Here is a 12,391-nt window from a genome sequence, read left to right on the forward strand (position 1 = left end):
GTTCGATTGATTGTATACAACTCTATGGACATCTAGTCCTAACATTGCATACAGTGGCCGCACAACAAAAACAGAGAACCCCTCACCATGACTATCCCGAAGGCGTCACCGCAGCGGCCAGAAGATGAGAATCTCGGCGTCGCCGCCAACATGGCTTACGGCCTGCAGCATGTGCTCACCATGTACGGCGGCATCGTCGCGGTACCGTTGATCGTCGGTCAGGCGGCCGGGTTGTCACCGGCAGATATTGGTCTGCTGATCGCCGCGTCGCTGTTCGCTGGTGGCTTGGCCACCCTGTTGCAAACCCTTGGCCTGCCGTTCTTTGGCTGTCAGTTGCCGCTGGTGCAGGGCGTGTCATTTGCCGGTGTGGCAACCATGGTGGCGATTGTCGGCAGCGACGGCGCTGGCGGGGTGCCGGCGATTCTTGGGGCGGTGATGGCCGCGTCGTTTATCGGGCTACTGATCACGCCCGTGTTCTCGCGGATTACCAAGTTCTTCCCGCCATTGGTGACTGGCATCGTGATCACCACCATCGGCCTGACGCTGATGCCCGTGGCGGCGCGCTGGGCCATGGGGGGTAACAGCCGCGCCGCGGATTTCGGCAGCATGCCCAATATCGGCCTGGCGGCGTTGACCTTGGTATTGGTGCTGCTATTGAGCAAGATTGGCAGCGCAACCATCTCGCGCCTGTCGATCCTGCTGGCGATGGTCATCGGCACGGTGATTGCGGTGTTCCTCGGCATGGCGGACTTTTCCGGCGTGACCCAGGGCCCGATGTTTGGTTTCCCTACGCCCTTCCATTTCGGCATGCCGACCTTCCACATCGCGGCGATCATTTCCATGTGCATCGTGGTGATGGTGACCCTGGTGGAAACCTCGGCCGACATCTTGGCCGTGGGCGAGATCATCGACACCAAAGTCGACTCCAAACGCCTCGGTAATGGCCTGCGCGCCGACATGCTGTCGAGTATGTTCGCGCCGATCTTCGGTTCGTTCACCCAGAGTGCGTTCGCCCAGAACGTCGGCCTGGTGGCGGTGACCGGGGTGAAGAGTCGCTTCGTGGTTGCCACCGGTGGCCTGTTCCTGGTGATCCTTGGCCTGCTGCCATTCATGGGCCGGGTGATCGCCGCGGTGCCCACCTCGGTGCTGGGCGGTGCCGGGATTGTGCTGTTCGGCACCGTGGCGGCCAGTGGTATTCGCACGCTGTCGAAAGTGGATTACCGGAACAACATGAACCTGATCATCGTCGCCACCTCCATCGGTTTTGGCATGATTCCGATTGCAGCGCCGAGTTTCTACGATCAATTCCCTAGCTGGTTTGCGACCATTTTCCACTCGGGTATCAGCTCGTCGGCGATCATGGCGATCCTGCTGAACCTGGCGTTTAACCACTTCACGGCGGGCAATTCGGATCAGCAGTCGGTGTTCGTGGCGGGGACCGAGCGCAGTTTGTGCTTCCACGATGTCGCGGCGTTGCGGGATGGAGATTACTTCAGGGGCGGCAAGTTGTTTGATGCCGAGGGCAAGGAGATTCCATTGGTAGCGGAGGTGCCAAGGAAAGCTGCCCACGCTGAAACCACAGAGGTCTAAAAATGTGGGAGGGGGCTTGCTCCCGATAGCAGGGTGTCAGCCACAGTAGTCGTGACTGACCCAGCGCTATCGGGAGCAAGCCCCCTCCCACATTTGGAACTCAGCCAGCCTTGCGAACGGGGTGCGGCACTGAACAGGCCTCATCCAAAAACTTCACCACGGTCCCCATGCAGGCCTGGCGTTCTTCTACGTGTGGCATGTGGCTGGAGTCTTCGAACAGCGCCCAGCGTACATCCGCGATCTCATCCAAAAACGGCTTGACCACCAGTGGGGTGGCCTCGTCATGTCGGCCCGAGATCACCAGGGTCGGCACCTTGATCGCCGAGAGGCGGCCAATGGATTTCCAGTCCTTCAGACTGCCGATCACGTGGAACTCGGTCGGGCCGCTCATGGCGTGATAAACCGTAGGGTCTGAATCGACCTGGGCGAAAGTGCGCGCCACTTCCTCCGGCCAGGGGTTCACGCGGCATACGTGCTGGTCATAGAACACCCGCGAGGCGGCGAGGTATTCCGGGTCCTGATAGGTGCCAGCGGCTTCGTGCTTGAGCAGGGTTTCGTGCACGCCTTCCGGCAGCAATTGGCGCAGGCGATTGGCCTCGCTGACCCAAGTGCGCATGCAGGTCGGGGAGTTGGCCGGGATGAACGCGCGCAAACCCTTGGGTTGCAAGATTGCATGTTCACTGCCGAGCATGCCGCCCCAGGACTGGCCGAGGATCGCGTAGTTGTCGCTGATCTGCAGGTGATCCAGCAGGTTATCCAGTTCTTTGAGGAACAAGTCGACGGTCCAGAAGGACGGATCTTTCTCAGGTAAATGCGTGGAGCGGCCATTGCCCAGTTGGTCGTAGTGGATGACCGCGTGGCCGCTGGCTGCGACGTCCTTGAAGGCGTCGACATAATCATGGGTACAGCCGGGGCCGCCGTGGATGACGACCAGTGGTGTACGGCCGCTGGACAGGTCGCCAGTGACGCGATACCAGGTCTGGTAGGCGCCAAAGGCCGCATACCCTTCGCGAATTTTTTCGATGAATTCCATTTCGTACCCTGCTCTGAAAAAAGGCTCAGGGACACGATAGTCTGCGCGCGAAATTTAGGTAACTAGCAAAACAGCTAGGTTTTGCCGATGGATCAGTCTTCCAGCAGGCGGTAATGGGTAGCCCGAACCACCGCCTGGACTCGGTTTTTGGCGCCCAGCTTGTGCATCGCCGAAGCCAGGTGCAGCGTGACCACCGCCAGCGAACGGCTCAACTGCGTGGCGATTTCAGCAGCGGTCAGGCCTTCGGCGGCCCATTTCAGGCACTCGCGTTCGCGTTTGGTCAGGTGAATATGGGGGTAGGTGCGCAGTTCCTTGCTGAACAGCGGGTAGGCTGCTTCCTGCAACGCATGGGAAATCACACTGAAATCCGACAAAGTTTGCTGCGCGTCCTGCAGCACCGTGTGCGCGCTACCGATACGCAGGCCGGTCAGCGAAGCAAAGCCACCACGGGGCAGGTGGATCGGTACGCTGACGCCGCAGGTCAGCTGCTGGTCATGCAGGTAGGATGAAACTGGCGCGTGGCACGGATCGATGATTTTTTGCAGTGGGGTGTCGGCCTTGGCTTCGTAGGACCATACGAAAGGCGATACCGTGCTCAGGGCCAGGTGTTGCACCGGGTCGATCTGGTAAAACCCTTTGCTGCACCATAATGCGTGCCAGTCGGGTGGTGTATTGCGCAGTTCCAGCACCGAGGGGGTGATCAATGCGCCGTCCTGGTCGATCGGCACGGGGGAGTAGTCGTACACCAGCGCATCGAAGCCTAACTGTTGAGCGAGGATAAACGCGTTGTCCATCTGCTCATCCAGGCTCCTGCCCGGCATCAGACGATTGTTGAAGGCAGTCAGCTTGGTCAGCATCCGTTCTGCTCCCGAATTCATTTGAATCTCGACATGCGGCAAGTAGAATGCCACGCCCCGGCGAAGGACTGCCAGGCCAAACCTATAAGAACTACTAGGTTATGGACGCGCGGCATCCTCGGTAGTGTTGGCCTGACAAGCGGCCGCTACTCGCCAGGCCGATACAACACAAGGAATGTATGCATGTGGCGTGAAATTGCCCCCGACCAGCAGTACAACGTGCAAGTCGACGGCCATAACCTCGTGGTCTACAGCTTTGGCGAAGGCGATGAGGTGCTGTTGTGCCTCAACGGCGGGCCAGGCCTGCCGTGTGACTACTTGCGCGACGCCCATGGCTGGCTCAAAGAGCATAACCTGCGAGTGGTTGCATTCGACCAGCTTGGCACGGGGGCATCAGCCAGACCGACCGATGTTTCCCTGTGGGAAATACGCCGTTATGTCGAAGAAGTCGAATCCGTGCGCCAGGCACTGGGGCTGGGCCGTGTGCACTTGCTCGGGCATTCATGGGGCGGCTGGCTGGGCATCGAATACGCCATCCATTATCCCGACGCGCTGAAAAGCCTGATCCTGGAAAACACTGTCGGCGACATTCCGCACCTGTCCCAGGAGCTGGAGCGCCTGCGCGGCGCCTTAGGCAGCGAAACCGTGGCCATGATGCAGCGCCATGAAGCCATGGGCACTCTCGATCACCCGCAGTACCAGGCCGCGATCACCTTGCTCAACTATCGCCACGTGTGCCGTCTGGACGAATGGCCCGAGCCGGTCAAACGCTCCCTCGGCGACTGGAACATGGGCCCCTACGAAACCATGCAGGGCCCTAACGAATTCCTCTATGTCGGCAACCTCAAGGACTGGAACCGCATCCCCGAGATGGCCGATTTCAAGATGCCGATCCTGATCACCACCGGCCAGCACGACGAACTCACCCCGGCCTGTGCCATGCGCATGAAAATGGCGGCCAAACACGCCGAACTGCACGTATTCCCCAACAGCAGCCATATGCCGTTCTACGAAGAACCCCAGGCGTATTTCCCGGTGCTGCTGGACTTTCTTGCTCGCCACCGAGGCTGACGGATGAACTTGGCGCGCTACCGTTTTGTGCTGTCCCGGCCGCTGCAATTGCTGCCGGTGCTGTTTGGCATCAGCCTGATTACCTTTGTGCTGGTGCGCTCGATCCCCGGCGACCCGGCGCGTGCGTTGCTCGGCTCGCGCAGCACACCGGACGCGTTGCTGAAAATCCGCGCCCAGTACGGCCTCGATCAGCCGTTGTGGCTGCAATATTTCTATTTTCTGAAGAACCTCCTGAAGGGCGACCTCGGTCAATCGCTGCTGTACAAGGTCGACGCGCTGAAGCTGATCGTCACCCGTATCGAGCCGACCCTGGTGCTGGTACTCGGCAGCGTGGTGCTGGCGCTGCTGATCGCGGTGCCCCTGGCAACCTGGGCTGCGCGCAATAAAGGCGGCTGGGCCGACAACCTGATCCGCGTGTTCACCACGGTGGGCCTGGGCATGCCGGCGTTCTGGCTGGGCTTGATGCTGATCCTGCTGCTGAGTGTGAAATGGGGTTTGTTCCCGGTGTCCGGCTACGGTCGCACCTGGCTGGACAAGGCACACCATATGGTCCTGCCGTGCCTGACTATTGCCCTGGCGCTGTCGGCGGTACTGGTGCGCAACCTGCGGGCGAGCATGTTGATGGAGTTGCAGGCGGACCACGTTACCGCCGCCCGTGCGCGCGGACTGTCCGAAGCCGCCGTGTTTCGCCGCCATGTGTTGCCCAATTCCCTGGTGCCAGCGGTCAACCTGCTGGCAGTGAATATCGGCTGGCTGATCAGCGGCACGGTGGTCATCGAAAGCCTGTTCGCCATTCCTGGCATCGGTCAGTTATTGGTGCGCGGCATCTTTACCCGCGACTACATGGTGGTGCAGGGCGTGGCCATGGTGTTGGCCTGCGCGACGGTGGTGGTCAACTTCATCGCGGATGTGGCGACGGTGGCCCTCGACCCGCGGGTGAAAATGCAATGAGCAGCCGCCCGCTGATTGCCCCATGGCGCTTGCGCCTGCGCTTTGGTTTTCGCAATGGCCGGCTGACGGCCGCGTGGGGGCTATTGATACTGTTGGTGTGGTTGACCCTGGCGCTGTTTGCGCCATGGATTGCGCCTTTTGATCCGATTGCACAGAACACCGATATCAGTTTGATCGGTCCCAGCCTGGCCCATCCATTCGGCACCGATAACTACGGTCGCGACATTCTGTCCAGGGTCATCTGGGGCGCACGTATTGACCTGCAGCTGGCCATCATCGGGGTCATTTTCCCCTTCATGATCGGCACCTTTATGGGCGCGGTCTCGGGTTACATCGGCGGTCGTTTCGACAGTTTCTGCATGCGTGTGATCGATGTGATCCTGGCGTTCCCGTTCCTGGTGCTGATGCTGGCGATCATGGCCATCCTCGGCCCGGGCCTGAAGAGCTTTTACATCGCCATGGCGCTGGTGGGTTGGGTCTCGTATGCGAGGCTGATCCGTTCGCAGATCCTGGTGCTCAAGGAAAGCGACTTTGCCCTGGCCGCCAAGAGCCTGGGTTTTGGTCATGGGCGCATCCTGTTCCGGCATTTGCTGCCGAATGCGATGTTTGGCTCGATTGTGTTTTCCATGTCCGATGCGGTGTTGGTGCTGCTCAACGGTGCCGCCGTGAGCTACCTGGGCCTTGGGGTGCAACCGCCGACCGCCGAATGGGGGACGATGGTCGCCGAAGGGCAGGCGTTTATTACCACGGCCTGGTGGATCTGCACCTTTCCGGGGTTAGCCATCGTGACCCTGGCCATGGGTTTCAGCCTGTTGGCTGATGGTGTGGCGCAAGTGTTAGGGGATCGGTCATGAGTCTGCTTCAGGTACGAGACCTCAGCGTAATCGCCAATAACGCGGGGCGCGATGTCACCTTGGTCGACCGCGTCTCCTTCGACCTGGCCGAAGGCGAAATCCTTGGTTTGGTGGGCGAAAGCGGCTCGGGCAAGACCATGGCCTGCCGAGGCCTGATGCGGCTGCTGCCGTCGCCTGATCTGCGCGTGCAGGGCGGTGCCGTGTGCCTGGCCGGTCAGGATCTGCTGTCACTGGATGACGCGGGCATGCGTGCGATACGCGGCGGGCAATTGGGCATGATTTTCCAGAACCCCAGCAGCCACCTCGACCCGCTGATGCGCATCGGCGAGCAGATCGCCGAGGGTATTCGCCTGCACCAGGGCGCGTCGAAAAAAGATGCCCGACGACACGCCATCGACGTACTGCGCCAGGTGGGTATTCCCGATCCACAGGCGCGCGTCGACAACTATCCTCACGAGTTTTCCGGCGGCATGCGCCAGCGCGCCATGATCGCCGTGGCCTTGGGCTGCAACCCAAGGGTACTGATCGCCGACGAGCCGACCACCGCCCTGGATGTGACCGTCCAGGCGCAAATCCTGCGTCTGTTGTTGGACCTGCGCGACCAGCGTGGCTTGTCGATCATCATGATCACCCACGACTTGGGCGTGGTGGCGCAAACCTGCGATTCCATCGCGGTGATGTACGCGGGGCGCCTGTGCGAACACGGCAGTAAGTACGACCTGCTGGCCCATCCGCAACATCCGTACACCGCTGGCCTGATTGACTGCCAGCCGGCCCACAGCAGTGGCCACGCCTTGTTGCGCACCATTCCCGGCCAGCCGCCGTTGCTGGATGCCTTGCCCGGCGGCTGCCGCTTCAATCCGCGCTGCCCGCAGGTCGGTGCCTTATGTACCGAGGTGCTGCCAGAAGGTGCCCGCGTAGCCTGTCACTATCCGCTGGGAGCGCGACCATGAGCCTGTTGCAGATCAAGGATCTGGAGGTGCGCTTTGCGGCGTCCGGCAGCGGTTTGTTTGGCCTGAACACGCAGTGGGTGAGGGCGGTGAACGGTGTGTCGCTGAACCTCGCAGCGGGCGAAACCCTCGGGTTGGTGGGCGAGTCCGGCAGCGGTAAAAGCACCCTTGGCCGGGCGATCCTGCGCCTCAACCCGATCAGCGCCGGGCAGGTGTTGTTCGATGGCATCGACATGGCCCATGGCAGCGCGATCGACATCGCGCGTTTGCGCCATGAAACGGCGATGATCTTTCAGGATCCCTACGCCGCGTTGAACCCGCGCCAGACCATCGGCGAAACCATCGCCGAGGTGCTTCGGGTGCAGCGCAAAGTCCCCGCAGAGCGCATCCCGGCGCGCGTCAACGAACTGCTTGAGCTGGTCGGCTTGCGCCCCGAACTGGCCAGTCGAAAACCCGGCTCCCTCAGTGGCGGTCAATGCCAGCGCGTCGGCATTGCTCGCGCCTTGGCGGTGGAACCGCGCCTGATCATCGCCGATGAGTGCGTGGCCGCGCTGGATGTGTCGATCCAGGGGCAGATCATCAATCTGCTGTTGGAACTGCAACAGCGCATGAACCTGGCCATCCTGTTTATCGCCCATGACTTGGCCATCGTGCGGCGCCTGTGCGACCGCGTGGCGGTGATGTACTTGGGCAAGATTGTCGAGGAAGGACCTGTTGAAGCAGTGTTCAGCGCGCCGCGCCATCCCTATACGGCGGCGTTGATCCAGGCGATTCCGGAGATCGATCCGCATCGGCCATTGCCTGCAGAACCTTTGCCCGGTGAGCCACCGAGCCCACTGAATTTGCCCACCGGCTGTGCCTTTCATCCACGTTGCCGGTATGCGCGCGCCATGTGTTCCGTGGCGTCGCCGCCTACTCATTTCCTGCACGAGCATCGATACAGTTGCGTGCTTGAATCACCTTTGGTTTGACCCTTTCCTGCCATTCATGAACAAGGAGTTATGACATGCAATCCCGTCACTTGAAGTTGCTCGCCGCCGCTACGCTTACGGCTTGGTCGCTGACCGCTGGTTTGGCCCAGGCCGCTGGCGTCCTGACTATTGGCTGCCGTGAAGACAGCACCACGTTCGACCCGATCAAAAGCGCGCAAAACCGCGACACGTGGGTGTTCGCCAACGTCTACGACACCCTGGTGCGCGTGGATAACCTGGGCACCAAGATGGAACCGGGCCTGGCCGAAAGCTGGGACATTTCCAAGGATGGCCTGACTTACACCTTCAAACTGCGCGATGCGAAATTCTCTGACGGCTCGCCGATCACCGCTGAAGATGCGGCGTTTAGCCTGCTGCGCATCCGCGATAACAAGGCCTCGCTGTGGGCGGACCCTTTCAACCTGATCAACACGGCCAACGCCGCCGACCCGAAAACCCTGGTCGTCACCTTGAAGACGCCTGCCGTGGCGTTCCTCTCGCAACTGGCTTCCCCGACGGTTTCGATCCTGTCGGAAAAAGCCATGACCAAGATGGGCGAAGACGCCTACTCGGAAAACCCGGTGACATCCGGCGCGTTTACCGTGGAGGAGTGGCGCAAGGGCGATCGGGTGATCCTGAAGAAGAACCCGAACTTCTGGCAGGCCAAGAATGTGAGCCTGGATGGCGTGGAGTGGGTCTCGGTGACCGACGACAACACGCGCATGCGCATGGTGCAGAACAACGAGCTGGACACGGCGATCTTCGTGCCGTTCTCCCGGGTTGAAGAGCTGAAGAAAGACAAGAACGTGGTGATCCACGCCGACCCTTCCACCCGTGAAGATCACCTGTTGATCAACCACGCCCATGGCCTGCTGGCCAAACCGGAAGTCCGTCAGGCGCTGGACATGGCCATCGACAAACAATCGCTGGTCAAGACCGCCACCTACGGTCAGGGCACCGTGGCCTATTCCTACATTCCAAAAGGTTCGCTGTACCACTACGCCAACAACCTGCAACGCCCGTACGACCCGGCCGAAGCCAAGAAATTACTGGCCGCTGCCGGTGCCAAGGACTTGAAGCTGAACTACGTGGTCAACGCCGGCAATGAGGCTGACGAGCAGATCGCGGTGATCATCAAGGACCAATTGGCCAAAGTCGGCGTCACCGCCAACCTGCAGAAGGTCGACCCGACTCAAAGTTGGCAGATGCTGGTGGACGGTGAGTACGATATTTCCGTGATGTACTGGACCAACGACATCCTCGACCCGGACCAGAAGACCACCTTTGTGCTGGGCCACGACACCAATCAGAACTACATGACCCGCTACAAGAACGACAAGGTCAAGGACCTGGTGGCTGCGGCGCGGATTGAGGCGGACCCGGTCAAGCGTGAGCAGATGTATGTGGAACTGCAAAAACTGGCGAAACAGGATGTGAACTGGATCGACTTGTACTACAGCCCCTACATCAACATCTCACGCAAGAACGTGAGCAATTTCCTGCAAAACCCGCTGGGGCGCTTCACCCTTGAGGAAGTGGTGAAGAACTAAGTAAGCCCAATGTGGGGCGAGACCTGTGATGAGCGGGCTTGCCCCGCGCGGGGCTGCGAAGCAGCCCCAGTACAGCCAGCGCGATCTGACAGAGAGATCGCGCTGGCAGGTTTTGGGGCCGCTTCGCAGCCCCTCGCGGGGCAAGCCCGCTCAATACAAAAGCCAACTCACACAGCGAGTTGGGTGTCAGATGTTACTGCGCATCAAACGCCTGCCCATTGATGCCGGCACTGTCCGGCCCCATCAGGTACAGGTACACCGGCATGATCTCTTCCGGCGCCGGCCTTTCCATCGGGTTCTCCCCCGGATACGCCTGGGCCCGCATGCTGGTACGAGTGCCGCCAGGGTTGATGCTGTTGGCCCGCACCGCTGCCACATCTTCAAGCTCATCCGCCAAGGTCTGCATCAAACCTTCAGTGGCAAACTTCGACACCCCATAAGCGCCCCAATACGCGCGGCCCTTGCGCCCTACGCTGCTGGAGGTGAACACCACCGACGCATCCTGGGACAGCTTGAGCAGCGGCAACAAGGTGCTGGTGAGCATGAACATTGCGTTGACGTTGATGTGCATCACCCGCATGAAGTTCTCACCGGAGAGCTGCTCGATGGGCGTGCGCGGGCCGATGATCGAGGCGTTGTGCAGCAGGCCGTCGAGGTGGCCGAATTCTTTTTCGATCATGGCTGCCAGCTCATCGTATTGATGGGGCAGGGCGGTCTCCAGGTTGAATGGGATCACCACTGGCTGCGGGTTGCCGGCCGCTTCGATTTCGTCGTAGACCTGGGCCAGATTGGCTTCGGTTTTGCCTAACAACAGCACGGTAGCGCCATGGGCGGCATAGGTTTTTGCCGCCGCCGCGCCAATCCCGCGACCGGCGCCGGTCACCAGGATGACCCGGTCTTTGAGCAGTTCTGGACGTGCAGAGTAATCAAACATAAAAAGCCTCGACAGAATTCAGCAGGTTACAAACAGCGAGCTGGAAAACACTGAAGATCCCCTGTGGGAGGGGCTTGCCCCCGATAGTGGTGTATCAGTCAGCAAATGCAGTGACTGACACACTGCAATCGGGGGCAAGTCGAATCGTCGAACCGCCCCTCCCACATTTGGATCTTTATCAATCACTAAGGCCGGTGAGCCATCAGCAGCTGCACAGTGCGTTATCCAGCACCTTGCGCAGTTCCAGTGGGTGATCCACCACTACATCTGCGCCCCAGTGGCGTGGGTTGTCGTCCGGGTGGATATAGCCGTAGCTGACCGCCGCCGTGCGTGTGCCGGCATCGCGGCCGGACTCGATGTCACGCAGGTCATCGCCCACGAACAACACGCTGGCCGGGTCCAGGCCGAGCATCTTGCACGCCAGGATCATCGGTTCCGGGTCTGGCTTGCTGTTTGTCACGTGGTCCGGGCAGATCAGCAGGGCCGAACGCTCGGCCAGGCCCAACTGCTGCATGATTGGTTCGGCGAAGCGTAACGGCTTGTTGGTGACGACGCCCCAGACCAGCTTGGCCTTCTCGATGTCTTCCAGAAGCTCGGCCATGCCGTCGAACAGCTTGCTGTGCACCGCGCAGTCCTTCAGGTAGCGCTCCAGGAATTCCTGGCGCAGTTCCTCAAAGCCCGGTGACTCCGGGTCCATCGAGAAAGTCACGGCGACCATCGCCCGCGCACCGCCGGAAATTTCATCGCGAATATGCTGCGGGTTGATCGGCGCCAGGTCGCGGTCGGCGCGCATGGCCTGGCAGATGGCGATGAAGTCCGGCGCGGTGTCCAGCAAGGTACCGTCCATATCGAAGAGAACCGCTCGCAACTTCACAGGCTTACTCCTCGCGCAGGGTCTGGATCATGTAGTTGACGTCAACGTCGCTGGCCAGTTTGTAGTGCTTGGTCAGCGGGTTGTAGGTCAGGCCGATGATGTCCTTGACGGTCAGCCCGGCCTGGCGGCTCCAGGCGCCCAGTTCGGACGGGCGGATGAATTTCTTGAAGTCATGGGTGCCGCGCGGCAGCAGCTTCATGATGTATTCGGCGCCAATGATCGCGAACAGGTAGGCCTTGGGGTTGCGGTTGATGGTGGAGAAGAACACCTGGCCGCCGGGCTTGACCATGCGGAAGCAGGCGCGGATCACCGAGGAGGGATCCGGTACGTGCTCAAGCATCTCAAGGCAGGTGACCACGTCGAACTGCTCGGGCATCTCTTCAGCCAGGTCTTCGGCTGTGATCTGGCGGTATTCCACGTTCACGCCGGACTCCAACTGGTGCAGTTGTGCCACGGCCAGCGGCGCTTCACCCATGTCGATCCCCATCACCGTGGCGCCGCGCTGGGCCATGGCTTCGCTGAGGATGCCGCCGCCGCAGCCGACGTCCAGCACCTTCTTGCCTGCCAGGTTGACGCGTTCGTCAATCCAGTTGACCCGCAGCGGGTTGATGTCGTGGAGGGGTTTGAACTCGCTTTCGCGGTCCCACCAGCGGTGGGCCAAGGCTTCAAACTTGGCGATTTCTGCGTGGTCGACGTTGCTCATGGTGAATCCTCTAAATCTGATAAATCGGTTTGTCGGTCCTGAACACTCAGGTT

At 60.7% G+C, this 12,391-nt stretch carries 12 protein-coding genes; 7 read left to right on the plus strand and 5 right to left on the minus strand.

What is annotated here, in order from left to right; translation table 11 throughout:
- Positions 1–87 precede the first annotated feature (87 nt).
- The gene (locus BW43_RS08785) at positions 88–1,590 is read left to right on the plus strand and encodes a nucleobase:cation symporter-2 family protein (RefSeq protein ID WP_032888883.1); all 1,503 of its coding nucleotides are present in this window, start codon (positions 88–90) and stop codon (positions 1,588–1,590) included.
- Between the two features lie 100 nt (positions 1,591–1,690).
- Here BW43_RS08785 and BW43_RS08780 read toward each other — a convergent pair whose 3' ends face one another.
- Together BW43_RS08780 and BW43_RS08775 are read right to left on the minus strand one after the other, a co-directional pair.
- A complete protein-coding gene (locus BW43_RS08780) occupies positions 1,691–2,623 on the minus strand; it encodes a proline iminopeptidase-family hydrolase (RefSeq protein WP_032888886.1) in 933 nt (310 codons plus the stop codon).
- Between the two features lie 92 nt (positions 2,624–2,715).
- Positions 2,716–3,480, minus strand: a complete 765-nt coding sequence (locus BW43_RS08775) for a LuxR family transcriptional regulator (protein ID WP_032888888.1) — start codon at positions 3,478–3,480, stop codon at positions 2,716–2,718.
- 183 nt (positions 3,481–3,663) lie between these two features.
- Here BW43_RS08775 and BW43_RS08770 point away from each other — a divergent pair, with 183 nt between their 5' ends.
- From BW43_RS08770 to BW43_RS08745, 6 genes are read left to right on the plus strand one after another with little or no spacing between them, the layout of a single operon-like run.
- Positions 3,664–4,551: a proline iminopeptidase-family hydrolase gene (locus BW43_RS08770; RefSeq protein ID WP_032888890.1), complete on the plus strand. Its 888-nt coding sequence runs from the start codon at positions 3,664–3,666 to the stop codon at positions 4,549–4,551.
- Between the two features lie 3 nt (positions 4,552–4,554).
- A complete protein-coding gene (locus BW43_RS08765) occupies positions 4,555–5,502 on the plus strand; it encodes an ABC transporter permease (RefSeq protein WP_032888892.1) in 948 nt (315 codons plus the stop codon).
- A complete protein-coding gene (locus BW43_RS08760) occupies positions 5,499–6,356 on the plus strand; it encodes an ABC transporter permease (RefSeq protein ID WP_032888893.1) in 858 nt (285 codons plus the stop codon). The genes BW43_RS08765 and BW43_RS08760 overlap by 4 nt, the downstream gene beginning before the upstream one ends.
- Positions 6,353–7,309 (plus strand): ABC transporter ATP-binding protein, encoded by a 957-nt coding sequence (locus BW43_RS08755; RefSeq protein ID WP_032888895.1) that lies wholly within the window; start codon positions 6,353–6,355, stop codon positions 7,307–7,309. The genes BW43_RS08760 and BW43_RS08755 overlap by 4 nt, the downstream gene beginning before the upstream one ends.
- On the plus strand, positions 7,306–8,277 hold the full coding sequence (locus BW43_RS08750) for an ABC transporter ATP-binding protein (protein WP_032888897.1): 972 nt from the start codon (positions 7,306–7,308) through the stop codon (positions 8,275–8,277). The genes BW43_RS08755 and BW43_RS08750 overlap by 4 nt, the downstream gene beginning before the upstream one ends.
- 35 nt (positions 8,278–8,312) lie before the next feature.
- A complete protein-coding gene (locus tag BW43_RS08745; RefSeq protein ID WP_032888899.1) occupies positions 8,313–9,827 on the plus strand; it encodes an ABC transporter substrate-binding protein in 1,515 nt (504 codons plus the stop codon).
- Positions 9,828–10,020: 193 nt separating this feature from the next.
- Here the strand turns inward: BW43_RS08745 and BW43_RS08740 are convergent, their stop codons facing one another.
- The 3 genes from BW43_RS08740 to ubiG all read right to left on the minus strand — a co-directional run bounded on the left by BW43_RS08740 (position 10,021) and on the right by ubiG (position 12,338).
- Entirely contained in the window at positions 10,021–10,761 is a 741-nt protein-coding gene (locus tag BW43_RS08740; protein ID WP_032888901.1) for a YciK family oxidoreductase, read from the minus strand.
- 202 nt (positions 10,762–10,963) lie between these two features.
- A complete protein-coding gene (mupP, locus tag BW43_RS08735) occupies positions 10,964–11,635 on the minus strand; it encodes an N-acetylmuramic acid 6-phosphate phosphatase MupP (RefSeq protein WP_032888903.1) in 672 nt (223 codons plus the stop codon).
- Between the two features lie 4 nt (positions 11,636–11,639).
- Positions 11,640–12,338, minus strand: a complete 699-nt coding sequence (gene ubiG / locus BW43_RS08730) for a bifunctional 2-polyprenyl-6-hydroxyphenol methylase/3-demethylubiquinol 3-O-methyltransferase UbiG (protein WP_017734479.1) — start codon at positions 12,336–12,338, stop codon at positions 11,640–11,642.
- Positions 12,339–12,391: the final 53 nt, after the last annotated feature.

The sequence above is a fragment of the Pseudomonas sp. RIT357 genome (genome assembly GCF_000632245.1).
GTDB lineage: Bacteria > Pseudomonadota > Gammaproteobacteria > Pseudomonadales > Pseudomonadaceae > Aquipseudomonas > Aquipseudomonas sivasensis.